This window comes from Pseudomonas sp. NyZ480 (assembly GCF_029537255.1).
Taxonomy (GTDB): Bacteria; Pseudomonadota; Gammaproteobacteria; order Pseudomonadales; family Pseudomonadaceae; genus Aquipseudomonas; species Aquipseudomonas taiwanensis.
The window spans coordinates 2027468-2052367 of the sequence record NZ_CP120626.1; the positions used below are offsets into that span (position 1 = coordinate 2027468).

The 24900-nt window shown below is 61.2% G+C and carries 31 protein-coding genes; 29 read left to right on the top strand and 2 right to left on the bottom strand.

All coding sequences use genetic code 11. The features are described 5' to 3' along the window. The first annotated feature begins 1 nt into the window (after window position 1). The 19 genes from P3R38_RS09330 (at window position 2) to P3R38_RS09420 (ending at window position 15720) form a co-directional block, all read left to right on the top strand. Window positions 2-1492: a terminase gene (locus P3R38_RS09330; RefSeq protein ID WP_277687051.1), complete on the top strand. Its 1491-nt coding sequence runs from the start codon at window positions 2-4 to the stop codon at window positions 1490-1492. Continuing rightward, window positions 1492-2943 (top strand): DUF4055 domain-containing protein, encoded by a 1452-nt coding sequence (locus P3R38_RS09335; protein WP_277687052.1) that lies wholly within the window; start codon window positions 1492-1494, stop codon window positions 2941-2943. Before P3R38_RS09330 ends, P3R38_RS09335 begins: the two co-directional genes overlap by 1 nt. After that, window positions 2870-3964 (top strand): minor capsid protein, encoded by a 1095-nt coding sequence (locus P3R38_RS09340; RefSeq protein WP_277687053.1) that lies wholly within the window; start codon window positions 2870-2872, stop codon window positions 3962-3964. The genes P3R38_RS09335 and P3R38_RS09340 overlap by 74 nt, the downstream gene beginning before the upstream one ends. 48 nt (window positions 3965-4012) lie before the next feature. After that, a complete protein-coding gene (locus tag P3R38_RS09345) occupies window positions 4013-4672 on the top strand; it encodes a hypothetical protein (RefSeq protein WP_277687054.1) in 660 nt (219 codons plus the stop codon). A 69-nt stretch (window positions 4673-4741) separates the two neighbouring features. Next, window positions 4742-5515 carry a hypothetical protein gene (locus P3R38_RS09350; protein ID WP_277687055.1) on the top strand — a complete coding sequence of 258 codons (774 nt, stop codon included), beginning with the start codon at window positions 4742-4744 and terminating at the stop codon, window positions 5513-5515. 3 nt (window positions 5516-5518) lie between these two features. Continuing rightward, window positions 5519-6496, top strand: a complete 978-nt coding sequence (locus P3R38_RS09355) for a major capsid protein (RefSeq protein WP_054573903.1) — start codon at window positions 5519-5521, stop codon at window positions 6494-6496. A gap of 46 nt (window positions 6497-6542) precedes the next feature. Beyond that, entirely contained in the window at window positions 6543-6983 is a 441-nt protein-coding gene (locus tag P3R38_RS09360; protein WP_277687056.1) for a HeH/LEM domain-containing protein, read from the top strand. A 3-nt stretch (window positions 6984-6986) separates the two neighbouring features. Continuing rightward, a complete protein-coding gene (locus P3R38_RS09365) occupies window positions 6987-7364 on the top strand; it encodes a hypothetical protein (protein ID WP_277687057.1) in 378 nt (125 codons plus the stop codon). 3 nt (window positions 7365-7367) lie between these two features. Beyond that, complete coding sequence (locus P3R38_RS09370; protein ID WP_277687058.1) at window positions 7368-7760, top strand: hypothetical protein; 393 nt, start codon at window positions 7368-7370, stop codon at window positions 7758-7760. A 1-nt stretch (window position 7761) separates the two neighbouring features. Further along, complete coding sequence (locus tag P3R38_RS09375) at window positions 7762-8436, top strand: hypothetical protein (protein WP_277687059.1); 675 nt, start codon at window positions 7762-7764, stop codon at window positions 8434-8436. Continuing rightward, window positions 8433-8861: a phage tail terminator-like protein gene (locus tag P3R38_RS09380; protein WP_277687060.1), complete on the top strand. Its 429-nt coding sequence runs from the start codon at window positions 8433-8435 to the stop codon at window positions 8859-8861. Before P3R38_RS09375 ends, P3R38_RS09380 begins: the two co-directional genes overlap by 4 nt. Before the next feature lie 39 nt (window positions 8862-8900). Then, complete coding sequence (locus P3R38_RS09385; RefSeq protein WP_277687061.1) at window positions 8901-9560, top strand: phage tail protein; 660 nt, start codon at window positions 8901-8903, stop codon at window positions 9558-9560. Between the two features lie 9 nt (window positions 9561-9569). Continuing rightward, a complete protein-coding gene (locus tag P3R38_RS09390; RefSeq protein ID WP_277687062.1) occupies window positions 9570-9953 on the top strand; it encodes a phage tail assembly chaperone in 384 nt (127 codons plus the stop codon). 62 nt (window positions 9954-10015) lie between these two features. After that, the gene (locus P3R38_RS09395; protein WP_277687205.1) at window positions 10016-10267 is read left to right on the top strand and encodes a DUF1799 domain-containing protein; all 252 of its coding nucleotides are present in this window, start codon (window positions 10016-10018) and stop codon (window positions 10265-10267) included. A 3-nt stretch (window positions 10268-10270) separates the two neighbouring features. Further along, window positions 10271-13672, top strand: a complete 3402-nt coding sequence (locus P3R38_RS09400) for a phage tail tape measure protein (RefSeq protein WP_277687063.1) — start codon at window positions 10271-10273, stop codon at window positions 13670-13672. After that, window positions 13672-14010, top strand: coding sequence for a phage tail protein (locus P3R38_RS09405; RefSeq protein WP_023379938.1), 339 nt, complete (start codon window positions 13672-13674; stop codon window positions 14008-14010). The genes P3R38_RS09400 and P3R38_RS09405 overlap by 1 nt, the downstream gene beginning before the upstream one ends. 9 nt (window positions 14011-14019) lie before the next feature. After that, window positions 14020-14769: a phage minor tail protein L gene (locus P3R38_RS09410; protein ID WP_277687064.1), complete on the top strand. Its 750-nt coding sequence runs from the start codon at window positions 14020-14022 to the stop codon at window positions 14767-14769. 2 nt (window positions 14770-14771) lie between these two features. Continuing rightward, the gene (locus tag P3R38_RS09415; RefSeq protein ID WP_277687065.1) at window positions 14772-15527 is read left to right on the top strand and encodes a C40 family peptidase; all 756 of its coding nucleotides are present in this window, start codon (window positions 14772-14774) and stop codon (window positions 15525-15527) included. 25 nt (window positions 15528-15552) lie between these two features. Continuing rightward, on the top strand, window positions 15553-15720 hold the full coding sequence (locus P3R38_RS09420; protein WP_277687066.1) for a hypothetical protein: 168 nt from the start codon (window positions 15553-15555) through the stop codon (window positions 15718-15720). Here P3R38_RS09420 and P3R38_RS09425 read toward each other — a convergent pair. Further along, window positions 15717-15902, bottom strand: coding sequence for a hypothetical protein (locus P3R38_RS09425; protein WP_277687067.1), 186 nt, complete (start codon window positions 15900-15902; stop codon window positions 15717-15719). The two genes, P3R38_RS09420 and P3R38_RS09425, sit on opposite strands and share 4 nt — an antisense overlap. A 246-nt stretch (window positions 15903-16148) precedes the next feature. On the opposite strand from P3R38_RS09425, the gene P3R38_RS09430 reads away from it, so the two are divergent. Then, window positions 16149-16331, top strand: a complete 183-nt coding sequence (locus tag P3R38_RS09430; protein ID WP_027907699.1) for a hypothetical protein — start codon at window positions 16149-16151, stop codon at window positions 16329-16331. A 59-nt stretch (window positions 16332-16390) separates the two neighbouring features. Here the strand turns inward: P3R38_RS09430 and P3R38_RS09435 are convergent, their stop codons facing one another. After that, window positions 16391-16597, bottom strand: a complete 207-nt coding sequence (locus P3R38_RS09435) for a hypothetical protein (RefSeq protein ID WP_277687068.1) — start codon at window positions 16595-16597, stop codon at window positions 16391-16393. A 132-nt stretch (window positions 16598-16729) separates the two neighbouring features. Between P3R38_RS09435 and P3R38_RS09440 the strand changes: the two genes are divergently transcribed. From P3R38_RS09440 to P3R38_RS09480, 9 genes are read left to right on the top strand one after another with little or no spacing between them, the layout of a single operon-like run. Beyond that, a complete protein-coding gene (locus P3R38_RS09440; RefSeq protein ID WP_023379946.1) occupies window positions 16730-17149 on the top strand; it encodes a hypothetical protein in 420 nt (139 codons plus the stop codon). 42 nt (window positions 17150-17191) lie between these two features. Then, complete coding sequence (locus P3R38_RS09445) at window positions 17192-17776, top strand: tail assembly protein (RefSeq protein ID WP_277687069.1); 585 nt, start codon at window positions 17192-17194, stop codon at window positions 17774-17776. 55 nt (window positions 17777-17831) lie between these two features. After that, window positions 17832-21299 carry a phage tail protein gene (locus P3R38_RS09450; protein WP_277687070.1) on the top strand — a complete coding sequence of 1156 codons (3468 nt, stop codon included), beginning with the start codon at window positions 17832-17834 and terminating at the stop codon, window positions 21297-21299. Then, a complete protein-coding gene (locus tag P3R38_RS09455; RefSeq protein ID WP_023381820.1) occupies window positions 21296-21610 on the top strand; it encodes a hypothetical protein in 315 nt (104 codons plus the stop codon). Before P3R38_RS09450 ends, P3R38_RS09455 begins: the two co-directional genes overlap by 4 nt. Next, window positions 21611-22486 (top strand): hypothetical protein, encoded by an 876-nt coding sequence (locus P3R38_RS09460; RefSeq protein ID WP_277687071.1) that lies wholly within the window; start codon window positions 21611-21613, stop codon window positions 22484-22486. Window positions 22487-22501: 15 nt separating this feature from the next. After that, window positions 22502-23284 carry a phage tail protein gene (locus tag P3R38_RS09465; RefSeq protein ID WP_277687072.1) on the top strand — a complete coding sequence of 261 codons (783 nt, stop codon included), beginning with the start codon at window positions 22502-22504 and terminating at the stop codon, window positions 23282-23284. Next, a complete protein-coding gene (locus P3R38_RS09470; protein ID WP_277687073.1) occupies window positions 23284-23877 on the top strand; it encodes a tail fiber assembly protein in 594 nt (197 codons plus the stop codon). Before P3R38_RS09465 ends, P3R38_RS09470 begins: the two co-directional genes overlap by 1 nt. 57 nt (window positions 23878-23934) lie before the next feature. Further along, the gene (locus P3R38_RS09475; protein ID WP_277687074.1) at window positions 23935-24381 is read left to right on the top strand and encodes a structural protein P5; all 447 of its coding nucleotides are present in this window, start codon (window positions 23935-23937) and stop codon (window positions 24379-24381) included. After that, entirely contained in the window at window positions 24378-24893 is a 516-nt protein-coding gene (locus P3R38_RS09480) for a DUF2514 domain-containing protein (RefSeq protein ID WP_277687075.1), read from the top strand. Before P3R38_RS09475 ends, P3R38_RS09480 begins: the two co-directional genes overlap by 4 nt. The last annotated feature ends 7 nt before the right edge of the window (window positions 24894-24900 follow it).

The window sequence follows — 24900 nt, forward strand, 5'->3', positions numbered from 1 at the left end:
CATGAAGCCCGAGCACCTCAAACTGCTCCGGGACCGGTTCTGGCGGCTGAACAACCTGTACTTCATCACGGACAAGCAGGGCAAGAAGGTCCGCTTCCGCATGACGCAGGAGCAGGTCGATTACTTCCAGGGGATGCACACCCGAAACATCATCCTCAAGGCCCGGCAGCTGGGCTTCACCACGCTGGTCTGCATCGTCCAGCTTGATGCTGCGCTGTTCGAGGCCGCCAAGTGCGCCCTGATCGCCCACACCCTGAACGACGCCAAGCGCCTGTTCCGGGAGAAGGTGAAGTACGCCTATGACAACCTGCCCAAGGAAATCAAGGCGGCCAACCCGGCGCGAAACGATGCGGCCGGAGAGCTGGTGTTCAGCAAGGGCGGGTCGCTTTACGTGTCCACGTCCTTCCGGGGCGGCACGCTGCGCTACCTGCACGTTTCCGAGTTCGGGAAGATCTGCGCCAAGTTCCCGCACAAGGCGCGGGAGATCGTCACCGGCGCGTTCGAGGCTGTGGCCGCTGAGTGCTTCGTCACCATCGAGTCAACAGCTGAGGGCCGGGCCGGTTACTTCTTCGACTACAGCCAGTCTGCCGAGAAGCAGCAGCTGTCTGGTGTGCCCCTGAGCCTGCTCGACTGGAAGTTCTTCTTCTTCAGCTGGTGGCGGAACCCGCTGTACTGGCTGGACCCGACCGATGTTCTCATTCCTGATCGGCTGACCAAGTACTTCGACGACCTGCGCGCGAAGCACGGGATTGTCACCAACCCAGGCCAGCGCGCCTGGTACACCGCCAAGGAAAAGACCCTCGGCGACGATATGAAGCGCGAGTACCCTTCGATCCCTGCCGAGGCATTCCAGCAGACGATCGAGGGCGCCTACTACGCGAAGCAGTTCACCAAGCTCTACGCCGCCCAGCGTATCGGCAAGCTGCCAGACAACAGCCACCTGCCGGTGCACACCTTCTGGGATATCGGCGTTGGCGACTCGACGGCCATCTGGTTCGTCCGGATCGTCGGCGAAGAATTCCACGTCATCGATTTCTACCAGAACAGCGGCGAAGGCCTGCGGCACTACATGAAGGTGCTCAAGGATCGCGGCTACACCTACGGCGAGCACTGGGGCCCCCACGACATCGACAACCGCGAGTTTGGTAGCGACGGCAAGACCCGGCGCGAACTCGCACGAGAGGGCTACGAGATCGACGGCGAGAAGTATCGGATGACCTTCCAGGTTGTCCCGAAGCTCGGCGTTGACGAAGGCATCGAGCAGGCGCGGGAGATCCTCCCGAACTGCGTCTTCGACGAAGCCAAGTGCAGCGAGGGCATCACCGCGCTGGAAAGCTACCGCAAGGAGTGGGACGACAAGCGAGGGTGCTGGAAGGACAAGCCGCTTCATGACTGGTCCTCGCATCCGGCTGACGGGTTCCGCTATTTCGCCGTTGCCATGGCGCGACGTAAACGCACAGGCGGTGTCCGCCGCATCGGAGGTTTGGCGTAATGCCTGTTCAATCCACCAACCCAGACTACGACGCTCACATTGAAGAGTGGCGGATGATGGACGACGCCCTGGAGGGCGAGGGCGCGATCAAGCGCAGCCCGCGCAATCTGCCCAAGCCCAGTGGCATGACCGAAGCCGAGAAACTGGACGGTGCCGGCAATGCCTACCTGTACCAGAACTACACCGCCCGAGCCCAGTATGAGCACTGGGTGCGGGATTCACTGCGTTCGATGATGGGCCTGGTCTCGCGACTGATCCCCGAGGTGAGGCTGCCTGCGGGCCTGAAGGGGTTGGAAGAGAACGCCACAGCCGATGGCTTCGGCCTGACTCAGCTGTTCCTGCGGATCGTGCGCCAGGCCGTTTCCCACGGCCGGGTGCCGCTGGTGGTCAACATCGATGACGCCGGGCAGCCGTACTTCGCCACCTACGCGGTGCGCAACGCCATCAACTGGGACACCGCCGACCAAGGTGGTCGCCAGGACCTGGTGCTGTCGGTGTTCCGAGAGTTCAGACGTAAGGAGCAGGACCGCTACAGCCACGAATGTGAGACGGTCTACCGCGAGTTCTACATGGACGGCGCGGTCTGTCGCACAGGCGTGCGCAACGAGGCCGGTGAGCTGATCGAGGATGATCGCCCACTTGGTACCGTCGACGGCAGCAACAATCTGGTGCGTGGTCTGGACTACATCCCGGTCATCTACTGTGGGTCCACCGACAACTCGCCGGACGTGGATGAAATCCCGCTGCTGACCATGGCGCGAGCCGCGTTGAAGTCGTACCAGCTCAGCGCCGACTACTTCACAGCGCTGCACCAGACCAGCCATCCACAGCCGTGGGTATCTGGCCTGGACGAGAGCGTGGAGCTCAGTGTGACCGGTCCTTCCGCAGCCTGGGATCTCGGGCCGAATGGTCAATGCGGCTATCTGGAGTTTCAGGGCGCCGGAATCGAAGCTGTCCGCACAGCGATGGAAGACCAGAAGAACGCGGCCCTTGAGGCTGGCGCCAAGGTCATGGATGTCTCCGGCACGGAGTCGGGCGAGGCCCGAAAGACACGCCAGAACGACCAGCACGCCACGCTACATAGTATCGTCATCACCGCCGCGGCCGGCATCGAGCAGGCCCTGCGATACGCAGCGGAGTGGACGGGCTACAACCCGGACGAAGTCGCGTTCAAGGTCAAGCCGGAATTTGTGATGCCAGTGGTGGACGCACAGGTGCTGGCTGAGCTGCAGAAGAGTGTCATGGCCGGCACCATCAGTGCCGAGACGTATTGGCAGTATCTGACCACTGGAAAGCTGCCCGAGCACCCCTATGACGAAGAGGCCGAACTGATCGGCGACGACCGCGGCGCAGCTGGAATTGACCTGGACCATGAAGATGGCGACGAAACCGGAGCAAACGGCCGACGAGAAGCTGCTGGAGCAGGTCAGCCGCCACTCGGTGCTTCTTGAGCGGCTCAAGGCTGGCGAGGTCAAGAAGTTTGAGACCGTCCTGCGGCGGGCAGATGCCCATGTCCGCGACCAGCTCACCCGCAAGGAACTGACCACCTACAGTCGCAGCCGGCTCGAGGAGTTTCTTGGCCGGGTGGGTGGCAAGTTGCTGGAAATCTACAAGGCCTTTAGCGACCGGATGCAGTCCTACCTGGTGGATATCGCGCAGTACGAAGCTGCATTCGAAGGCCGCAGCCTGGCGAAGGCGCTGCTGATCGATGCGGCTATGCCAGCCGACTCCCTGATCCGGGCGGCGATCAATACGCAGCCTCTGCAGGTGGCCGGGGTGGATGGTGGCAAGCTGCTCAAGCCCTTCCTGAACGGATGGACCCGCACTGAAGCGGACAGGGTCACCAACGCCATCCGGATGGGTGTCGTGCAGGGCCAGACCAACGCCGAGATCACCCTGGCGGTGCGCGGTACCGCGGCGCAGAATTTCACGGACGGCATACTGGCGGTCACGAACCGGAGCGCCCGGGCTGTAGTCCAGACCGCAGTCCAGCATGTGGCCACCACAGCGCGCATGGAAACACTCAAGGCGAACTCCGATGTCGTGCCCGGGTACCGGATCGTCGCCACCCTAGACCGGAAGACCAGCGTGCAGTGCAGGAGCATGGACGGCCGTGAGTTCGAGATGGGCAAGGGGCCGGTGCCCCCATTCCACATCCACTGCCGGACCACCATCACGCCAATCACCAGGGTGTCGGCGCTATTTGGGCAAGGCGCCACGAGGGCAGCAGTGGGCGCTGCTGGCGGCGGGCAGGTCTCGGCAAGCCTCAGCTACTACCAGTGGCTGAAAACGCAGCCAGCGGCCTTCCAGGACGCTGCGCTGGGGCCGGTGCGCGGCAAGCTGTTCCGAGATGGTGGGCTGACTGCCGAGCGCTTCGCTGCCATGCAGCTGGACAAGAACTTCAAGCCGCTGACACTGGACTCGCTCAAGGAGCTGGAGCCTCTGGCGTTTGCGCGGGCTGGTTTGGATTGATCGACTGCGCAGCTACGGTATCGTGTCTATCCACTTAAGGAGACGCGCATGCTGACAGCTACTAAGCCTAGGGAATATTTAACTGAGAGTTTCATCGGTACGGATGAGGGTTGTGGAATTTTCATCCCTGCAAACCGCATGCTTTACCAGTTCGTGCGTGATAATCCCAGCAATACCGATCCGGCTCAGATCGCATCCAAAGCGCTCATTATCGGCCGAAGCTTGGCTGCCTCTGCCGAGCGTCGGGCTGTGAAGGATGGCCCTATCCCATCTGGCTCGTTCTACCACGCGCTTGCAGATACCATTTCTAAATCCATGGTTGAGGAACTGCTTCAGCTTTTGCCGGAGGACAGTGCTATTTCGCGATCTTCAATCACTGAGGTGGTGAAGGTGCATGCCCGACTTTGTGAGGCGGTTACAAGCCTCACCGGCCGAGACTGCAGCAGCTTCGCTTCCAAGTATCTGCACTTCCATCGACCCAACCATTTTCCGATGATGGATTCTAGGGCGCGAGAAGCTCTCAAGTGGGTAGCGCAAGAGGAAGAATGGGTGTTCGCTTTTACCACTGCCGGTTCTGCAAAAAACTACCGTCAATATGTGAGCATTTATCTGGACGCTAAGGATCTATTTGAAGGAGAGCTTCGGAAACCCTTAAGCCTTCGCCAGATGGATAACATCCTTCTAAACAGATACGACAACTGGATCTAAACCAAACCCGCCAAGGCGGGTTTTTTTATGCCCGCAAGGTGGGCCCATCAATCCCCAGGGGATAGCCACATGCCTTTTGACTTCGACCCGGCCGCCCACGGCCTCACCCTCGACGACAGCCAAACTGCCGCGCTGACAGCAGCGCTGGGCGGCGAGGTACAGAAATTCCTGGATGGCGAGGTCGCGGGCCTCAAGTCCAAAAACACTGAGCTGATTGGCTACAACAAGACCATCAAGGCCGAGCTGGACAAACTTAAAGGTCAGTTCGACGGCCTGGACATCGAGGCGGTCAAGGGCCTGCTGGCAAAGGCCGGCCAGGACGAAGAGACCAAGCTGATCGCCGAGGGCAAGCTGGACGAAGTGATCAGCCGCCGCACCGAGCGCCTGCGCACCGATCTGGACAAGCAGGTCAAGGCCGCCAACGAGCGTGCGGACAAAGCCGAAGCCTTCGCCGCCAAGTACAGCGACAAGGTGCTGGCTGACTCCATCCGCGCGGCCGCCATCAAGGCCGGTGCGCTGCCTGAGGCTGCCGAGGACATCATCCTTCGAGCCCGAGGCACCTTCAAACTGAGCGAAGACGGCGAGCCCATTGCCACCGACCGTGACGGCGAAGTCGTGTACGGGAAGGACGGCAAGACCCCGCTGTCTCCCCTCGAATGGGCGGAATCGCTTCGCGAAACCGCATCACACCTGTGGCCAAGGGCCCAGGGAGCCGGGCAGACCGGCGACAACGGTGGCAAGGCCACGAAGAAGTGGGGTGAGTACACCGAGACCGAACGCGCAGCGATGGCTCGTGACAACCCCGAAGCATTCAAAAAACTCCAAGCCACCCGAGGAACCTAACTCATGCCAACCACCCAACTGTCGGACATCTTCGTTTCCGACTACTACGGCACGCTGGAGCCGGTGAACTCTCCAGAGAAGACCGCCGTCTTCGAGTCGGGCATCATCACCCGCTCGGCCACCCTGGACGATATCGCCAAGAATGGCCAAGGCACCTCCGAGATCAGCTACTGGCAGGATCTCGACGCCGACGAGGCGCCGAACATCTCCAACGATGATCCTGACGACCAAGGCGCTGTCGGCAAAGCTGAGCAGGGAAGCATGCGTGCCCGCACCCTGTACCTCAACAAAGGTTACGGTGTCTCCGACCTGGCTGCCGAACTGGCCAACTCCGAGCCGATGCAGCACATCCGCAACCGCTTCGGCACCTACTGGACCCGCCAGTGGCAGCGTTATCTGATGGGCGCCGGCCGCGGCATCATCGCAGCCAACATCGCCCAGAACGGCGGCGACATGGTCAAGGACTCGGGCGCCTCGATCAGCGCTAATGCCTTCCAAGACGCAGCCTTCACCGCCGGCGACGCCGCTGACATGTTCGCCGCAATCGGCGTGCACTCGGTCGTCATGAACCAGATGGTGAAGCAGGACATGATCGAGTACCTGCGCGACTCGCAGGGCAAGATCATCCTGGCGACCTACCTGGGCAAGCCGGTGTTCATGGACGACGCCCTGACCTACGCGCCGGGCCAGTACCTGTCTCTGTTCTTCGGCCAGGGTGCTTTCGGCTACGGCGAAGGCGATCCGACCAAGCCGGTCGAGCTGGAGCGCAAGCCTGGCGGCGGCAACGGTGGCGGCGCCGAGGTGCTGTGGGAACGCAAGACCTTCATCCTGCAGCCGGCTGGCTTCAGTTGGCAGGGCAGCGAGAACCGCAACCTCAGCCCGACCGCCGCCCAGTACGCTGCAGCTGCGAACTGGAAGCGCGTCTTCGACCGCAAGCAGGTTCCGTTCGCCGCGGTCATCAGCGGTACCGCCACCCCTTGACCCATGATGCGGGGCGCCGGCCTGGCGCCCTACGCAGGAGATCAGCATGAAAGTCATCTATACCAACACCCCGGGCACCGAGCGTGGCACCTGTTACCGCCGCTTGGACCAGTTCTTTGGCGTGATCGATGGCGCTACCTCGGTGTCCGTTCAGGGCGATGCTCCGCACATCGGCGAGGCGTACCAGCGCCAGGGCATCAGCGTCAGCGAGATCGAGGAAGGGCTGCGCTTGGACGGCCCCACCGTCGCCCAATGGATGGCGGATGGCTACAAGGCGTCGACTTACCCGCCGAACGGCTATGCCCCGGTCAGCAGCCAAGCGGAGATCGACAGGGCGATCGAGGAGGAGGGCGGCAGCGACGATGAAACGGACCCGCACAAAATGAAGGTCCCGCAGCTGAAGGCCTGGTTGACGGCCCAGGGCATCAGCTTCGACGCCGGCCTCAACAAGCCCGACCTGCAGGCCCTCATCCCGTCGAAGGAATAAGCCATGACCGACTTCATCACCGTCGCTGATGTTGACCAGGCGCTCGGGCAGGGCTGGGCAGGTGACGGTGATGCGGTCATCGCCGTTGCCATGGCCAACGCCTGGCTCACGGCCAAGATCAAACGGGCGGTGCCAGATCCGGTGCCGGACGCCATCGTGAGTGCTGGCGCGCAGGTGGCCAAGCTGGCCGCGGCCGGCAAGCTCTACAAGGACACCCAGCGCGAGGTGCAGAGCAAGACCGTATCGGCCCAGGCCGGCACCTCGACCAGCAAGACTTACGTCGCGGGGTCTGTCGATCGCTCAGTCGGTGAAAACTTCGCCCTCGACCTCATCGATCCCTGGATCCGTCGATCCGGCACCGTAATGCTCAAGAGGATCTGACCCATGGGCATGCGCGAAGAACTCCAGGCCGAGCTGGCGGAAGCGTTCGACGATCCAGATGGCCTGGCCGATGCGGTGAAGCCCGTTGCAGGGAGTCGCACTGTCAAAGGTGGATATGACCCCGAGATCGGAGGCACCGTCCCTGCCTCGACCATCCATTACACCGGGCGCGGCGTGTTCGGCAGCTATCTGGCCAAGGAGATCGACGGGAGCCGCATCCAAACCGAAGACGTAAAGCTGCTGGTGCTCCAGAACGAGCTTTTCGAGGGGCAGTCCGGTGCCGTTACCAGCGTCTCTGCGGCCCCCAAGATCGGCGACCAGGTAAGCGGGTACCGAGTGCTCAATGTTTCGGAAGACCCGGCTCAGGCTACCTGGACCATTCAGCTGAGGAAGTGATATGGCGCGCGGCTCACACATGGCCCAGCGATATGGCGGCCACCAGGGAGGCTTCGCTGAGGCAATACGGGCGTTCGCCGAGAAGGCGGAGCAAGCCCTCGACGCAACCTTCCGCGAAATCGTGATCGAGATCGGCAGCAGCGTCATCCGCATGTCACCGGTAGGCAACCCGGAACTATGGGCGGCCAACGTGGCTCACCGGGCCAAGGCCAACAAGGCTGCCGATGACTACGACTTCAAAGTCGCGGTACGCAACACCCTGATCAACCTGAATCAGGACAACTTCACCAAGGCCGGCAGGCTGCGTAAAGGCGTGAAGTACGCCAAGCCCCTGACCAAGACCGAGCGAGAGCAGAACTTCGCTGTGAACGGCCTAGTTGCCGGCCAGGGATACGTTGGCGGGCGGTTCCGGGGCAACTGGCAGTTCTCCATCGACTCTCCGGCGACTGAGGAACTCGACCGCATCGATCCGTCGGGCAGCGAGGCCATTACCGCGCTCATCACCCAAGTGCAGGCGCTGACCATCGGCCAGACCGCGTTCATCGTGAACAACTTGCCGTATGCCATCCCGCTGGAATACGGGCATTCGTCGCAGGCTCCGGCCGGCATGGTCCGGGTCACTCTCGCAAACTTCCAGCGCATCGTCGACGAAGCCATCAGGACCCATCGAGCATGAGCCACGCAAGAGCACGACAGGCCATCGAGATCAAGCTGATGGCCTGGGCCGCGGCGCGCCCGATACGGGTCGCAAACTTCGAACAGGGTTTCGAGGCCGGGCCCGACGAAACCTACCTGCAGGCGTTCCAACTGCCAGCGGGCACCACCTGCCGCTACCTGGGCAGCGATGCCTATGAGTACACCGGCGTCTACCAGGTGAGCATCGTTTGCCCGGCTGGCCAGCCTCTGGCTACCGCCGAGAGCCTTGTCGGTGAGCTGTCGAGCCTCTTCAGGGTGGACACGGAAATCAGCCGCAACGGCTTCGAGGGCCTTGTTACCGAACCGGTTGACCAGGGCCCAGCCATCACCGAGTCGGCGACCTACATGGTCCCGGCCAGCTTCACCTACCGCGGTGTCGCGGACCAACCGCCCGCTGGGGCATAACCAACCGCCGCCCGGCGGGCAACAACGAGGAAACACTCCATGGCCGCAAAATTCCCGCTGCCGAACGGCTCTGTGCTGGAAATCGCCAGCGTTTTTGGCGCAGCCGTCGCCTTCACCGCTTTGACCAATGCCTTGCCGCCGGTGGCCACCGCTGCCGGTCACGACATTGAGAATGGCGATGTCCTGTTGGTTAGCTCCGGTTGGGCACTGATCGCCGACCGTGCCGTCAGTGCCGCAAACGTGTCCGCCGACACCTTCGCCTTGAAAGGACTCAACACCACCAACGTGGACAAATACACTCCGGGTGCCGGCGTAGGCTCGGTGCTCCCTGTGACCGCCTGGGCGCAGATCTCCAAGGTGACCGCTTTCACCTCGGCCGGCGGTGAGCAGCAATACCTCACCGTGGGGTATCTGGAAGATGACGATGACCGCCAGTTCCCGACCAACCGCAACCCGATCACGCTGTCGATCACCGTCGAGGACCAGCCGACCGCTGCCTACGTTGCCCTGGTCGAAAACTACGGTGACAGCAAGGAGCTCGCGGTGGTACGCCTCAAGCTGCCAGGTGGTGATCAGATCCTATACCCGGGCTACGTCAGCATTACCACCACCCCAACCATGGATCGGAACAGCCTCATGACGCGCACCATCAGCATCGCACTGTCGGGCCGTCCAGTTCGCATTCTGGCCGGTGCGTAAGGAGCCATCATGGCGAAGATCAAGATCGCGCAGAACCCCACTTTCACCGCCGTGGTGCAGGTTCCGCGCATTGGCGCCGAACCGGTGCCGGTGAAATTCCAGTTCCGCTACATGGACCGCGTGGCCCTGTCCGCAATGTTTGATCGCTGGAACAAGGCGCGCGACGCCTGGGCGAAGAAGGCCCAGAAGGACGGGGCAACCTGGGAGGAGGTCACCACCGGTGAAATCGCCCTGCAGGCAGAGCAGTTGAGCGAGATCGTCACTGGCTGGGATCTGGAGGACGAGTTCAGCGCCGTGGCCATCGCCGACCTGGTGCGCACCTGCACCGGCGCGCCGAAGGCAGTAATCGACGCTTACCAAGCCGCCTACAGCCCGGCCCGCTTGGGAAACTGAGGGCGGCGGCCCGGGCTTGCTATGAGCGCGGCCCGTCCGCTGAGCAACTGGCGGCGCTGGGGCTGACCCTTGATGACATCGCGGAGGAGGTAGTAGAGGTCTTGCCGGATGCCTGGCCTGCCTTCCGCCTGTTCGATGCGCTGGGCACACAGTGGCGGGTGGCTTCGGGCGGCCCGTCCGGCTTGGACTACACCGCTATTCCTGCAACCGCCTCAATGCTCGGCATCAAGCGCCGCGACCTCAGCGACATTTTTCCCGATCTCCGCGTCATGGAGGTTGAGGCCTTGGCCGTCATGGCCGAATCGATGGAGTAGATCATGACCACCATTGCCTCTCTCGGTCTTCAGATCGACTCCGGTGATGCCGTCGAGGCCAAGGACAACCTCGATAAGCTGACGGACGCCGGCAAGCGCAGCGAGGAGTCGGCTGGACGAACCGGGCGTGCCTGGGAGACTGCCTTGGGCAGCCTGCAGGGTGACACCCGGCAGATTGTGCAGGAGCTGCAGGCGCTCAATGCCAAGCAGACAGAGTTGGCGCAGCAGATGGCCACCGTGGGGCGCGCCGTTACCAGCGCTTCCACGGCGTTCAGCAGCGCCGCGGCGAACATGGGGGCGTTTCGGACCGAGGCTGCGCAGGCTGGCAAGGTGCAGGAGGCGCTCACCAGCGCCACGGATGCGGGAGCCCAGGCCGGCCGGCGTGCTGCCGCGTCCGCCGACGAGCAACAGGCCAGGATTCTGGCAGTAGCCAAGGCCTCGCTGGAGGCGAGTCAGTACGTTCAGTCGCTCAACCGGGCGACCGAGCAGAGCGCCCAGGTCACCGCCCAGGCGAATGCAGTTCTTTCAGACAGTGCCAGCCGTCAGGCATCCATCATCAGTCGGGCTCAGGCCCTAATCGCCACGGAAGAGCGCCAGGCCGAGGCGGCGAAGAAGGCCGCCGGTGCACATCGGGAAGAAGGCCAGGCGCTCGAGGAGCTGCTGGGCAAGATTGACCCGACCGTCGCAGCAATGAGCCGGCTGGACCAGATGGAGCAGAAGTTGAAGGGCTTCCGCACCAGTGGCGCGCTCGATGCGGAGACCTTCGGCGAGTACCAGGCGAAGATCGACCAAGCCCGCACAGCCTTGGGCGGTGCCGATGCTGCGCTGAACAAGACCGGGATGTCGGCAAAGGCCACTGCTGCTGCACTGTGGGGTGTGCCGGCACAGTTCACCGACATCGTGGTATCCCTGCAGGGCGGACAGGCCCCGCTCACTGTGCTGCTGCAGCAGGGCGGGCAGCTAAAGGATATGTTTGGCGGTGTGGGCCCAGCCATTCAGGCACTCGGCGGCTACGTCATGGGCCTGGTGAACCCGTTCACCGTCGCGGCTGCAGCAGTGGGTGTGCTCGGTTACGCCTACTACTCGGGCAGCGAGGAGGCGGTCGGCTTCCAGAAGGAGCTGATCAAGACCGGCAACGCCGCCGGCACAACGGCGGATCAGATGTCTGGAATGGCTCGCCAGGTCGCGGCGACCGTCGGCACCACCGGTGCCGCAGCCGAGGTTCTCACCCAGCTGGCCGGTAGCGGCAAAATTGCTTCGGACAGCTTCGTCGAGATTACCGAGGCAGCCCTGGAGTGGCGGTCGGCGACCGGAAAAGCGGTCGAGGAGACGGTGGCCGAGTTCGTGAAGATCGGCAAGGATCCGGTGGCTGCCGCCAAGGACCTAAACGAGCAGTACAACTTCCTCACCGCTGCTACCTATTCGCAGATCATTGCCCTGAAGGAGCAGGGCGACACCATCGGGGCAGCCAAGCTGCTCACCGACACCTACGTCGATACCATCAAAAACCGTAGCAAGGAAGTCACCGAGAATCTGTCCATCTGGGAGCGCGGATGGAAGGCTCTGCGTGGCGAGGTTGCTGCCACGGTCGATTCGGTCAAGAACATTGGCCGGGACCAGGATATCGCGAGTCGCATCGTAGAGACGCAACAACGAGTGGCAGCGGCGCAGAGCGCGGTGAACGGCGATCCTGACGACACCGCTGGGAAGCAAAAGCTCACGGATGCCAACCTTGAGCTCAAAGCTCTCATTCAACAGCGAGACACGCAGCAGGCGATTGCCAAGGCACGGGAACTGGATAGCCAGCGGCAGCAGGCGGCTATCGTGGCCATCGGCAAGATCGACGCTCTGGAGAAGTCCGCAAGGACCAACGCCGAGAAGCGCGCGGATGCTCTCAAGGAGTACAACAAGTCTCTTGATGCGATCCGCAAGGTCAACCCGAATGATGAGCGGCTGAAGCCCGAGAACATCGCTCGGGTGCAGGCCGACATCGCCAAGCAGTTCAAGGACCCTGCTGGGCGGACTGGTTCGGTCGACCTCTCCGGGTTCAACGACCAGAAGAACGCGCTGAGCGCCATTCTGGCCGAGTACAAGAGCCACCAGAAGGAACTGGAAGCAGCGCAGAAGGCTGGGCTGATCTCTCAAGAGTCGTACGCCGCCCAACGGGCTGCGATCATCGAGCAGCAGAAGGCCGAGGTCACGAACGCCTACGAGGCCGAGATCACGGCGCTGGAGAAGGCCAAGGGGCGCAGCAGTACCAGCGCCCAGCAGCGAATCCAGCTCGACCAGAAAATCGCGGATGCCCGCGCCGCCATGGTCAAGGCGCAGAAGGACGCCGATACCGAGCTTTCGGTGCTGGCGACCAATGAGCAGGGCCGGCTGGCCAAGCAGGCCAGGGCGGTGCAGACCTACACCGATGCTCTCGACCAGCAGGTGCTGGCGCTGCGCCTGCAAGGGCAGCGTTCCGCTGACGGCCTTGGTCTCGGCGATCGTCAGCGTAGCCTGCATGACCAGCAGAACGGCATCACCGACCGGATGAACCAACAGCGCCTGGACCTTGCCAATCAGTACGGTGACGGCTCCCGCGGCATGAGCCTCGATGAGTACAACCAGAAGCTGGCAGCGCTGCGCAAGACCGAGAAGGACCTGCAGGAAACCACCATCGCCAACTACGACCAGATGACGGCCGCACAGGGCGACTGGCGTAAGGGGGCATCGTCAGCCTTTCAGAATTACCTGGACCAGGCACGGGATGTCGCCGGGCAGACGAAGTCCCTGTTCACCAACGCCTTCAGCTCGATGGAGGATGCGATCGTAAACTTCGCCATGACTGGCAAGTTATCGTTCACTGACTTCACCAAGTCGATCCTTGCTGACATGGTCCGGATCGAAACCCAACGCGCTGCCTCGGGTCTCCTGGGCAGCCTGGTTAGCTGGGGTAGCACGGCTGTTTCTGCGTGGTTCGGCAGCGGAACCACGTCCGCAGGATCGACCCAGGCCGGATACACTCCCCAGATCATGGACAACTTCGTCTCTGGTCAGCGCGCAGCCGGCGGTCCGGTAGCGGCGAACTCGCTCTACCAGGTAAACGAATTGGGGCCTGAACTGCTGAGCCAGGGAGGCAAGACCTATCTGATGATGGGGGAGCAGGGCGGCACCATCACCCCGCTCGGCCCTGGGCCCGCTTCACCCCTCGCTACCACGAGCACTTCGGGAACGATGATAAGCGTGTCGGCACCGGTCAACGTGGCCGTCGTAGATCGTAGTGACGAAGGCATGGAGCTCGACCAAACGCTCCTCCAGCAAAACATGCAGAAGCAGATGCAGCTCGCTGCCGAGAAGGCTGTTGCCGATTCGTGGCGACCCGGCGGGGTGAGCTATCGGAACACTAAAGGAGGGCGCTGATGGCCATCGAGACGTTCAGCTGGCCGACGCAGCGCGGCGAAACGCCGGACATCACTTACCGGGTCCGGGAGTCCAAGTTCGGCGGCGGGTACCGGCAGGTGGTGGGCGACGGCCCCAACAACAAGGAAGACAGCTACCCGATCACCGTAACCGGCACGAAGGCACAGGTCCGCAAGGTCATGGAGTTCTTCGATCGGCACGGCGGCGCGAAGGCCTTTCTGTGGTCCACTCCGCTCGGTGATTTGGGCCTGTTTACCTGCACCGATCCTAAGCCCACGCCCGTGGGTGGCGGTCGGTTCAAGGTCTCCGCAACCTTTGAGCGGGCATTCCACCCATAAGGACGTCGCATGTCACTGATCAAGGACATCCAGACCCTGGAGCCTGGCAGCGAGGTACTGCTGTTTGAGCTGGATGGCTCGGACTTCGGTGCCGATATTCTGCGGTTCCACGGGCATGCAATACCGCACACGTCCGAGGAACTGGCAGTTGCCGGCGCAAATGCCGATCAACTGCCGGCCAAGTCTATCTGGTGGCAGGGCAACGAGTATGGCGCCTGGCCCATGCAGATCGAGGGCATCGAAGCGAACTCGGACGGTACCGCCGTGCGCCCCACGCTGACCGTGGGCAACGTCAACGGCCGGATCACAGCCCTGTGCCTGGCCTTCGACGATCTGCTCGAGTTCAAGCTGACAATGCGTCATACCATGGCGCAGTACCTCGATGCGGCCAATTTCCCCAGTGGCAACCCGGATGCCGACCCAACCGAGGAAGCCATCGAGGTCTGGTACATCGACCAGAAGGTGTCGGAGAACGGCACCACGGTCGCTTGGGAGCTGGCTAGTCCTGGGGATGTTGGCGGCGAGTCCATTGGGCGGCAGATGACCCAGCTTTGTCACTGGGCAATGACAGCCGGCTACCGAGGTCCGAACTGTGGTTACACCGGCCCCTATTACGACCTCGACGGCAACCCGACGGATGACCCGGCCAAGGACCAGTGCAATGGCTGTTTGGGCTCTGGCTGCACTGTCCGCCACGGCCAGGGCAATCAATTGCCTTTCGGTGGCTTTCCGGCTGTTTCTCTGATTGCACGGAGTTGACCATGCGCAAACACATCCTCGCCGCAGTGCAAGCGCACGCAGCGGCCGAGTACCCGCGCGAGTGCTGCGGGCTGCTCATCGCCGTGGGACGCGCCCAGCGGTACATCCCGTGCGACAACACCGCTACCGATCCTACAGAGGAGTTCCGGATCTCACCGGAGCAGTACGCGGCTGCAGAAGACCAGGGTGAGGTGATCGGCATCGTGCACTCGCATCCAGATGCCACCAGCAGGCCTTCGTCCCGCGATCTGGCGATGTGCGAGGCCACGGCGCTGCCCTGGTACATCCTGTCGTGGCCGGAGGGTGACCTGCGCACCGTTACGCCCACCGGTCACGCACCGCTGCTCGGGCGGCCGTTCGTGCACGGCGCTTGGGACTGCTGGCAAGTCTGCGCGGACTGGTACCAGCGCGAGTGGGGCCTGGCTTTCCCGTCCTACACCCGAGAAGAGGGCTGGTGGGAGCAGGCGGACAGCCCCAGTCTTTACGAGCAGGCCTATGAGGCGGCGGGCTTCTACCAGGTCAGCCAACCGCAGCGCGGCGACATGATCGTCATGGCGGTGGGGCGCACTGCACACCCAAACCACGCTGGCATTTATCTGGGTGCCAACGTGCAGCTAGCTGAAGAACAGGTCCAAGTCTTCGGTCCTGGGCCCTTCATGTTGCACCACCTGCTAGGCAGGCCATCGGAAATTATCGTGTTCGGCGGGCCCTGGCTTGACCGGACGCGCCTTGTGTTGCGTCATGAGGACGCGAAGTGAAGCGGCAGTGCCGCAGGAGAAGGGCATGAATGATGCTGAAAAAATAAAGAAACTGGAAAAGGATCTTGCAAGTGCCAGAGAGGATTTGACCTCTTTGGAGACTCGCTTCTTACATGAGGAAAGCCAGCGCGCTTTAGCTGACCAGGCGCTGGCTCAGCGGATCACCTCACTAGAGATGAAATGCCTGCTTTAGCAGGTGTGCTCCTTAGCGGCCGCTTCCTTAGCTAATTGTTCAATTTGAGCAATTGTAAGGTCTCGAATTGGGCTGTTTGGCGTGACCCAAATTTGAGTTTGTGTCCCAGAAACGTTGCTCTTGAGGGCGACCATCAATCGGCCGTCATCTGCGATGCCTACGTTGGTGATGTTGAATGACATTTGAGACTCCTGTTTTCATTAATCCCCAGTCCATGGGCTTTCCGGCAATGGACCGGGGCGGTTCATTGGGAGGCATAACGCTACTACGCGCAGGGTTGCCGCATGTACTGGCTTTCCGTCCAGGGTGGATGGGTAGACAGAAGTGATGATGGCAAATTGACGCACTTGCAGGTGAGCATTACATTCAACGCCCAATCAGGGTCAAAGGTTTTCTGCCTTGGCCAAACCAGCAAAGGAAAAGCGTAAGTGGCCAAATTCATGTGGGTCGTGACCATCATCATGTCTGTGATCGGCGCGATCATAGGCTTTACAGGGATGCATACTGCAACCAGTGCTCCGCAGGAAGCTGCCGCTGCGGCAATGGGCCTAGCATGGGCCGTCATCCCATACTGCATCGCCAAGGCGTTCACTGAGCTGCGATCTCTCTGATGTCGAAGCAGCGAACAGAGGCCCAGCCCCCTCGCTGGGTTTTTGCATTATCAACGGATTCATTTTCCATCGTCCGCCGCAACGGGAAGGTCACTAGCGAGGAATGCACCCAACGTGCTGCAAAGGAGTAGATGCCAAGCTCGCTTCTTTTCGTTTTCCTCGACGCGCTGGATAGCTTTTTCCCGCTCGTGCGCATGCATCTGCTGAACGGCCTCTGCCCAGTGCTTAGATACGTCTCGCGAAACCTGGTGATCGTCCTCGCTCATCTCTACGTCCCTCGTACGGAAGCCTGAGAGAAGTGAGAAAGGATAGTCCAGATGACCAACTCAGTCGGCCTCGTCTAGCGATGAACACTGCCTGGCTGTGATAGATTCCCGCCATTAACAAGGAGGGATCACATGCGAATTCTGATCGTCGCCGCAAGCCTGGCGATGCTGGTTGGTTGCGCTACATCGCCAGTTCCTGAGGGCGAAGCTGAAAGCGCACCGGGAAATAGGGTCACCGCTTACCAAGCTGAAGTAGCCGAAGGCGGGACGATAATTGTGACGCGGGATAGCGGGTTTCCAGGTGGTGGGTGCTTTGCAACCGTCTACCTCAACGGTAAGCCAGTGGCTCGGCTAAATCCGAAAGAAAAAGCTCATTTCAACGTGCCAGCCGGGGAGTGGATGGTCGGTGCTGCTCTTGATGGCAAAGGCCTCTGTGGACTGAACTCAGAACGCCTAGAAGCAGAGGCGCTGATCAAGCCTGGGCAGACAAAAAAATATCGAGTGCACACATCCGCAAATGGCGATGTGAGTGTTAAACCAACTACGTTTTAAACAGCCGCCTTCGGGCGGTTTTTTAATGCCTGAGGAATCACGATGGCCGCATTAGCTGCATACTACGAGCCGATGACAGTTATTAAGCTCTCTGGATCTCTCGCTCAGAAATTCGGGCGAGTGCATCGCAGAATGTTAGAGAAGGGAACGACCTTTGAAGCATTCAGCGCCCTAAAGGCAACGCTTGATGGGTTCGAGGATGAGGTAAAGCGGCTCAATGGGCTGGGAATGCGGTTTGCCATTTTCCGAAATCGAAAGAACGCTGGCATGGATGATATGAGGCGCTGCGGTACTCGGGAGGTGCGCATAGTTCCCGTGGTGGAAGGGAGCAAGCGCGGCGGAGTACTCCAAACGATAGTAGGGGCCGTTTTGATTGTGGCCAGCTTTTTCGGTGCACCAACCTTGCAGATAGGTATTGCCCTTGTAGCCGGTGGCGTCATCCAGATGCTCAGCCCCCAGGCCAAGGGCCTATCCCAGAGCGCTGCACCGGAAAACCTGCCGTCCTACGCTTTTGGCAGCGCCAAGAATACCACTGCCAGCGGCAACCCTGTCCCTATTTGCATCGGCAAGCGCCGCTGGGGCGGGGCGATCATTTCGGCTTCCATCTACGCCGAAGACAAAACCTGATTTAACGCAGCGACCAAGCCGCCTCCGGGCGGCTTTTTAATGCCTGGAGGAAAGCATGGGCGCAGCAGCTCACCTGAACATCGCCGGCGCCAAAGGCGGAGAAAGCAAGCCGAAGACCCCTGTCGAGGCGCCGGACAGCCTTCAGTCGACGAACATCGCCAAGATCCTGCTCGCCGTAGGCGAGGGGGAGTTCGACGGCACCCCGACCGCCCGTGATATCTACCTCGATAACACCCCGATTGTGGATGCCAGCGGCAACGTCAACTTTCCGGGCGTGAAGTGGGAATGGCGCCCCGGAAGCATTGATCAGAGCTACATCCAGGGCATCCCAGCCGTAGAGAACGAAACCACGGTTGGCGTTGAGCTGCGCAGCGACAGCCCATGGGCGCGAGCCTTGAGCAATATTCAACTATCCGCCGTGCGCCTGCGCTTCAGTTGGCCGCGTCTGGCCAAACAGGATAGCGAGGGCAACACGAACGGCTACCGGATCGAATATGCGATCGACATCGCCACCGATGGCGGCGCTTATGTTGAGTCGCATCGGGGCGCGGTGAGTGGGAAAACCACCAGTGGCTACCAGCGTTCCGTGCGAGTGGACCTGCCTGAGGCAACCACCGGCTGGATGATGCGCGTCCGTCGCATCACTCCGAACGCGAACAGCGGAACCATCGCCGACACGATGAATATCGCTGGCTACACGGAGATCATCGACGAGAAGCTGCGCTATCCGAATACTGCTCTGCTCTACATCGAGTTTGACGCTCAGCAGTTCCAGAACATTCCGACGGTGACCGTCGACTGTCGGGCTAAGCGCTGGCCAGTGCCTTCGAACTACGATCCAGATACCCGCACCTATACCGGTGTGTGGGACGGCACTTTCAAGCAGGCCTGGACCAACAACCCGGCCTTTGTGACCTATGGCCTGTGCATCGAAGACCGTTTCGGCCTGGGTAAGCGCATCAAATCGTGGATGGTCGATAAGTGGGAGATGTACAGGATCGCCCAATACTGCGACCAGTTGGTGTCGGATGGGCGCGGCGGCCTGGAGCCGCGATTCCTGTGTGACATGAACCTGCAGGGACGTGCCGAGGCTTGGACACTGCTGCGCGACCTGTCGGCGATCTATCGCGGCATGGTGTATTGGGCCCACGGCTCGCTGTTCATGCAGGCGGACATGCCGCGTGCGCAGGACATCGACTATGTCTTCACTCGCTCGAATGTCATCGACGGTAATTTTGACTATGGTGGCGCCGAGCGCAACACCCACTACAGCCGCGCCCTGGTCAGCTACGACAACCCGGCCAACAACTACGACACCGACGTTATCCCGGTCACCGACTTGGCGCTGCAGCGCCGGTACCGCGACCGACCCATCGAGATCTCGGCCATCGGTTGCACCCGTGCATCCGAAGCCCAGCGTCGCGGCAAGTGGGCACTGCTGAGCAACAGTCAGGACCGCACCGTCACCTTCAAGACGGGCATGGAGGGTCGTATCCCGCTTCCTGGCTACGTCATCCCGGTGGCAGATGAGCTGGTAGCAGGGCGGCCGAATGGCGGCCGGATCTCGGCGGCAGCGGGACGGGTTGTGACTCTGGATCGTGACACGCCGATCAAGGCTGGCGACCGGTTGATCCTGAACCTGCCGAACGGGACCGCCCAGGCCCGGACGGTCCAGTCGGTCAGTGGCCGTGCCGTCACGGTGACCGTGGCCTACAGCGTTCAGCCTGAGCCGGAGCTGCAATGGGCCATCGATTACGACGACCTGGCGGTGCAACTCTTCCGCGTGCTGAAGACAGTGCGCACCCAGGAAGGGGAGTACGAAATCACGGCGTTGGAGTTCAACCCCAGCAAGTTTGCTGCGATCGATACTGGTGCCAAGCTGGAAGAGCGACCGATCAGCGTCATTCCGGTGACCACTGTACAACCGCCGGCCAGCGTCACGCTGACCTCGGCTTACGCAGTGGATCAGGGCATTGCCATCAGCACCATGACCATCAGCTGGCCCGCAGTGCAGGGTGCCGTGGCCTATGACGTCGAATGGCGCAAGGATGACGGCAACTGGGTCCGCCTGCAGCGCACCGGCACCACCTCGGTTGATGTGGTTGGCATTTACGCTGGCGCCTACTTGGCCAGGGTTCGAGCCGTCAGCTCGTTCGACATCACGTCGATTTGGCGAGACTCCAGCTTGACCGAACTGAAGGGCAAGGAAGGCCTACCGCCCTCGGTAACCTTCCTCACAGCCACCTCTCTGCTTTTCAGCATCTCGCTCAAATGGGGCATTCCACCAGGTGCTGAGGACACCCAGCGCACGGAAATCTGGTACAGCCAGACGAACGACCTGGGGGCAGCGACCAAGCTGGCGGACCTGGCTTACCCGCAAACTGAGTACGTCATGCAGGGCTTGGCCGCTGGTGTATCGTTCTTCTTCTGGGCACGTCTGGTGGATAGAACCGGAAACATTGGCCCGTTGTACCCGTTGGGTAGTGGCGTGCTTGGTCAGTCTGGGTCGGATGCAGGCCCCATCCTCGACCTGATCAGCGGCGAGATTGACGAGTCCATGCTTGGCCAAGAGCTCAAGGACAAGATCGAAGGTCTTCAAGATCAGATTGATGCCCTTGACGGGTTGAAGGCTTACGACAAGGGTTTGGCCTATACGAAGGACCAGATGGTGGTCGAGGATGGCCGCATCTACCAGGCTAAGATTGCTGTCCCTGCCAACGCTTCGGGAGCAAACGCACCGCCAAACGTGACCTATTGGATAGACGTCGGTCAGTCGGTTACCACGGCCAATGGCCTCGCTCAGCAGGTCAGCACCAACACGACCAAAATCGCCGAGGTCGATGGCAAAGTCACTGTGGCTGCCGAAAGCCAGCAGGTGCTCAGGGCGTCTTATCGCGACGACAGTGTCGAAGGCGACCTTGCCGCGGCGATCAACCAGTGGAACTCGACCGCTGCCTTTGCTGCTGAGGTGAAAGCAACGGCTACGCGGGAAGAGGCAATTGTCCGGAAGACCGAGACACTCGAAGCGTCGATAGGCCAGACGAATGCTGCTGTGCAGACCGTCAGCCAGGCCCAAGCCACGGCGGATGGCAAGGCCAGCACGATGTGGGCGGTCAAGATGCAGCTCAACGCTCAGGGACAGTACCTTGTCGCTGGTATTGGTCTTGGCATCGAGAACGGCCCGGCCGGCCTTCAAAGCCAGTTTATCGTCCTGGCGGATAGGTTCGCTGTCGCCAGTAGCATCAATGGCGAGATCAAGTCGTTTTTCGCCGTCCAGGGCGGACAGTCGTTCATGGATTCGGCATTCATCATGGACGGCACGATCACCAACGCCAAGATCGGCAGCTACATCAGTTCAACCAACTATGTGGCGGGCCAGCAGGGGTGGATCCTTAACAAGTCCGGCACCTTTGAAATCAACGGGACAGTCGCAGGGCAGGGGCGCTTGCTCCTGAATAACCAGCGCCTGCGGATATTCCATGCCAACGGCAACCTGGCGATTGACCTCGGAGTGAACGTATGAGCACTGGCCTGAAGGTCTATGACCCTAGCGGCTTGGTGCTTCTCGACATGACGAGCTCGATCAGCCAGATGATGGGGTATGTCGACACGGGAGCGGCCAATGGGTCGCTCTCGATTCCATTGCCTCCAGCCGGCAAGGAGCTGTTCTACGCCATCACCGAGCTGTCGGCGCAGAACAAGTATCTGGGAAAGCGCCCAGGGGTGACCCTGACCGTTGGAGCCTCCAGCGCGACCTTAGCCTGGCAGTACTCCTACGCCGGCGGCTGGGGGTTCTACTCGCTGAACTGCCGCATTCATTACGGATATCACTAAATGTCAGCAGGTTTGAAGGTCTTCAAGGAGGACGGCAGCCTTCTGTTCGACACGGAGAAAATCACGTATGGCCTGCTGAAAAGCGGGTTCATGACGCTGCTGGTCAATTGGCCACGTCTGGACTACAGGTCGGCAAACCTGCCGCCCAATGAAGGCAGCAGCTATGCCGAGTCGTCCATCACCGACGCTATCCATGGGTTCAGCGTTACAGGCGCAGTGGCGCCCATTGTCTTTATCGTCGGCTCGGGTATCTCCTGCGGGTCTTCTCGCTCGGGCGACACCACGACCTTCTACTACATCGGCGCGAGTCCTTCGACGAAGTATTACTACTTCGACACGATGCGGGACACGCTGAGTGGTGCTGGCCTGAAGTGTTACGACGAAGCGGGCACGCTGACCTTCAACTCGTTGCAGTACCCGCTCAATATCTTGGCCACGGTCTCGGCTCCAGCCCCACCCACGCCAACGGTCGTCAATGGGACGGCCAATTACGGCGTTCCGTTTGCTGGCGCGACGAAGCTCGCAACGCGCTTCATCAACTCCGGTCCTTATTACTGCGTGGCTCGCGTGTTCATCTCAGTTGGCTCGGGAGAGTTCGCAGCAGCTACGACATTCTCCAGATCGTTCGGCCAGGGGCGCATGGATGGAATGTCGGCGCCCGGCAGCCCGTTTCCCGCATACAGCAACCAGCAAGCCCATATGGACGGGGCATATGGAGCATCTGGCGGCATCTACTTCATGTCGTGCGATGCCGCCAGGACCACGATGTATTGGGGGGTGCCAGTCACTTACAACAACTACTACGGCATCCCGACGGATAAGTATCCAGAAGCCCTGGTTATCAAAACGGACAACTTGCCGTTCCCTTTTAATTAATTGTTGGAGCAATCCATGGCCTGGTACAGAGCTGGCACCGTGGCGATCGCGGCTGGCCAAAATACGGTGACCGGTACCGGCACCAGCTTTTCTGCAAACGCCCGGGTGGGTGACGCTTTCCTGGGGCCCGATGGGGCCTGGTATGAAGTGACCAACATCGCCAGCGCGACTGTGCTGAGCATTCTTCCGGCTTACAAAGGCGCAACTGTTGGCGCGGGAAACTATGCGATCTCACCGATCCAGGGGTACGACAAAAGCCTCCGAGACGCCATTAACGCGATTGTCCAGCAATGGGGGGCGACGTTGGCGGGGTTGGGCGCCGTTTCGACCGAAGACGTTGTGCCGGTTGCGAAAGGAGGTACGGGCGGGACAACCCCTAGTGCGGCGCGAAGCGGCCTGGGGCTGAAAGCGGCAGCCATAGCCGATATCGTCGGTACTGTTTTGCAAAGCGGGGGTGTACCCACTGGCGCCATCCTAGAATTCATCAGCAATGCCAATGGCGACTGCGTGAAGTTTGCAGACGGCACGATGATCTGTGCGATGGAAAGCTCTACTACTTATACAGCCACCGCCGCCCAGGGGGCGCTTTTTTTCAACAATGGCCAGACCTTTACCTATCCAGCGCCATACATAGCAGCCCCCAAAGTGCTTCCGGCCGTTGTATCAGCAGGCGGTGGCGGTGTTCCGTTGGGCTTCTCATACAGCCGAGGCCTATCTTCGGTGGGTATCGGCGCTTATGCCGTTGTCAGTGGAACGATTTTTCGGCCTGGTTACGTAGCCATTGGGAGGTGGTACTGATGATAATTAAACTTTCCCCGGTTCGCTCTGATGCGGGCCTCTCTGTGGTTAAGTCGGGCGACATACTGGAAGTCAACGCCGTGGCGCTGGACTTTTCCTGTTTGGCTGATGGCGCAACCCTACCGGGCCAAGCAGTAGGGTGTGAATTCGTGATTGGCCCAGTGGAGCGGATCAATGGCGAATTAGTGCTGACTCTCATGCTGCCGCATGCCGCCGATGCGTCTCCGGCTGCACGGTTTCCGGTTGACCTCTACCCAGCCGACGGCCAAGTGCAGCTTCCTGGTCTGGAGCTGGGCGAACGTCTCGCTTCGACTGCTGGCGTAATCGATTGGTCGCAAGCGATCACGGCCGAGGCCAAGGTCCAGGCTGCAGCCGATCAACTGCTTGCCACGGTAACAGCCGATCTCGCCCAGCGCCGCGCCGTCGCTGACGCCGCCATCGCTCCTCTGCAAGACGCTGTCGAGCTTGAGGAGGCAACTGAGGCCGAGGTCGCGTTACTGAGGGAGTGGAAGCGGTACCGCCTGACCTTGATTAGGCTGCCCGAGCAGGAAGGCTACCCCACCAGCATCGACTGGCCCGCTTCGCCGGCCTGATTCGCCTAGACCCCACCGACCGCCATCTGGCGGTATTTTTTTGCCTGGAGAAAACCCATGACCATTCCCCGCGGCGTCCGGAACAACAACCCCGGCAATATCGACTTCAACCCGCGCAACGCTTGGCAGGGCCAGCTCGGCCTGGAGGTTGGAGTGGCCAAGCCACGCTTTGCCCGCTTCGACACGCCCGAGAATGGCATCCGTGCCCTAGGCAAACTGCTCATCAACTACCAGGGCAAGGACGGCATGCCTGGTGTGGGCGGGAAGGGCATAGACACGGTGCTCGAAACCATCAACCGCTGGGCGCCTGCCAACGAGAACGACACCAGGGTCTATGCCACTGCCGTAGCCAAGCGCCTGGGTGTGGGCATCACCGAGCCGATCAACATCAAAAACCTAGCCACGCTGCGTGGGATGGTCGTCAGCATCATCATCCATGAGAACGGCGGCAATCCGTACAAGGCTGAGGTGATCGACGAGGGCGTACGGAGGGCCTTGGCGTGAACAGCTGGGGTATCCGTGCGCTGGCGCTCCTGCTGGTGGTGGCCTCCTACTGGGGCGCCTACCAGCACGGCCGATCTGTCGAACGCGCTGAGGCTGCCACAGCATCGGCTCAGCGCGATAGCGGCGACCGCCTGGCCGAGGTATTAGGCGAGCGCAGCGCCCGGGAAGAAGAACAACGACGCGTCCAGGCGCAAGAGGAGGCGAGAGCCCATGCCCAGGAAGAACGAACGACTGCTGATGCTGGTGTTGCTGGCGCCGATGCTGCTGGCCAGCGGATGCGCAACGAAGCAGCCAATCTCGCTGCCACCGTCAGTTGCCCCGGCACGGATACCGCCGCTGTCGCCCGAGGCCAGGCAGCCACCCGCGCCGCCATGGTGCTCTCCGACCTGCTCGCACGGGCTGATGAACGATCGGGAGAACTGGCGAAAGCTTATGACCGTGCCCGAATAGCTGGCGAACAGTGTGAGCGTGAATACGACAGTCTGTTGCAGGTCTCCGCCGGGATACGCTAGTGCCGAG

What these genes read in the sequence shown, in the direction of transcription:
- P3R38_RS09475 (WP_277687074.1), top strand. Translation starts at nt 23,935, where the DNA reads ATGACCATTCCCCGCGGCGTCCGGAACAACAACCCCGGCAATATCGAC.
- P3R38_RS09370 (WP_277687058.1), top strand. Translation starts at nt 7,368, where the DNA reads ATGGGCATGCGCGAAGAACTCCAGGCCGAGCTGGCGGAAGCGTTCGAC.
- P3R38_RS09365 (WP_277687057.1), top strand. Translation starts at nt 6,987, where the DNA reads ATGACCGACTTCATCACCGTCGCTGATGTTGACCAGGCGCTCGGGCAG.
- P3R38_RS09415 (WP_277687065.1), top strand. Translation starts at nt 14,772, where the DNA reads ATGCGCAAACACATCCTCGCCGCAGTGCAAGCGCACGCAGCGGCCGAG.
- P3R38_RS09390 (WP_277687062.1), top strand. Translation starts at nt 9,570, where the DNA reads ATGGCGAAGATCAAGATCGCGCAGAACCCCACTTTCACCGCCGTGGTG.
- P3R38_RS09340 (WP_277687053.1), top strand. Translation starts at nt 2,870, where the DNA reads ATGGCGACGAAACCGGAGCAAACGGCCGACGAGAAGCTGCTGGAGCAG.
- P3R38_RS09455 (WP_023381820.1), top strand. Translation starts at nt 21,296, where the DNA reads ATGAGCACTGGCCTGAAGGTCTATGACCCTAGCGGCTTGGTGCTTCTC.
- P3R38_RS09440 (WP_023379946.1), top strand. Translation starts at nt 16,730, where the DNA reads ATGCGAATTCTGATCGTCGCCGCAAGCCTGGCGATGCTGGTTGGTTGC.
- P3R38_RS09355 (WP_054573903.1), top strand. Translation starts at nt 5,519, where the DNA reads ATGCCAACCACCCAACTGTCGGACATCTTCGTTTCCGACTACTACGGC.
- P3R38_RS09470 (WP_277687073.1), top strand. Translation starts at nt 23,284, where the DNA reads ATGATAATTAAACTTTCCCCGGTTCGCTCTGATGCGGGCCTCTCTGTG.
- P3R38_RS09425 (WP_277687067.1), bottom strand. Translation starts at nt 15,902, where the DNA reads ATGTCATTCAACATCACCAACGTAGGCATCGCAGATGACGGCCGATTG.
- P3R38_RS09460 (WP_277687071.1), top strand. Translation starts at nt 21,611, where the DNA reads ATGTCAGCAGGTTTGAAGGTCTTCAAGGAGGACGGCAGCCTTCTGTTC.
- P3R38_RS09410 (WP_277687064.1), top strand. Translation starts at nt 14,020, where the DNA reads ATGTCACTGATCAAGGACATCCAGACCCTGGAGCCTGGCAGCGAGGTA.
- P3R38_RS09375 (WP_277687059.1), top strand. Translation starts at nt 7,762, where the DNA reads ATGGCGCGCGGCTCACACATGGCCCAGCGATATGGCGGCCACCAGGGA.
- P3R38_RS09380 (WP_277687060.1), top strand. Translation starts at nt 8,433, where the DNA reads ATGAGCCACGCAAGAGCACGACAGGCCATCGAGATCAAGCTGATGGCC.
- P3R38_RS09445 (WP_277687069.1), top strand. Translation starts at nt 17,192, where the DNA reads ATGGCCGCATTAGCTGCATACTACGAGCCGATGACAGTTATTAAGCTC.
- P3R38_RS09420 (WP_277687066.1), top strand. Translation starts at nt 15,553, where the DNA reads ATGAATGATGCTGAAAAAATAAAGAAACTGGAAAAGGATCTTGCAAGT.
- P3R38_RS09450 (WP_277687070.1), top strand. Translation starts at nt 17,832, where the DNA reads ATGGGCGCAGCAGCTCACCTGAACATCGCCGGCGCCAAAGGCGGAGAA.
- P3R38_RS09360 (WP_277687056.1), top strand. Translation starts at nt 6,543, where the DNA reads ATGAAAGTCATCTATACCAACACCCCGGGCACCGAGCGTGGCACCTGT.
- P3R38_RS09405 (WP_023379938.1), top strand. Translation starts at nt 13,672, where the DNA reads ATGGCCATCGAGACGTTCAGCTGGCCGACGCAGCGCGGCGAAACGCCG.
- P3R38_RS09335 (WP_277687052.1), top strand. Translation starts at nt 1,492, where the DNA reads ATGCCTGTTCAATCCACCAACCCAGACTACGACGCTCACATTGAAGAG.
- P3R38_RS09330 (WP_277687051.1), top strand. Translation starts at nt 2, where the DNA reads ATGAAGCCCGAGCACCTCAAACTGCTCCGGGACCGGTTCTGGCGGCTG.
- P3R38_RS09350 (WP_277687055.1), top strand. Translation starts at nt 4,742, where the DNA reads ATGCCTTTTGACTTCGACCCGGCCGCCCACGGCCTCACCCTCGACGAC.
- P3R38_RS09345 (WP_277687054.1), top strand. Translation starts at nt 4,013, where the DNA reads ATGCTGACAGCTACTAAGCCTAGGGAATATTTAACTGAGAGTTTCATC.
- P3R38_RS09465 (WP_277687072.1), top strand. Translation starts at nt 22,502, where the DNA reads ATGGCCTGGTACAGAGCTGGCACCGTGGCGATCGCGGCTGGCCAAAAT.
- P3R38_RS09400 (WP_277687063.1), top strand. Translation starts at nt 10,271, where the DNA reads ATGACCACCATTGCCTCTCTCGGTCTTCAGATCGACTCCGGTGATGCC.
- P3R38_RS09385 (WP_277687061.1), top strand. Translation starts at nt 8,901, where the DNA reads ATGGCCGCAAAATTCCCGCTGCCGAACGGCTCTGTGCTGGAAATCGCC.
- P3R38_RS09435 (WP_277687068.1), bottom strand. Translation starts at nt 16,597, where the DNA reads ATGAGCGAGGACGATCACCAGGTTTCGCGAGACGTATCTAAGCACTGG.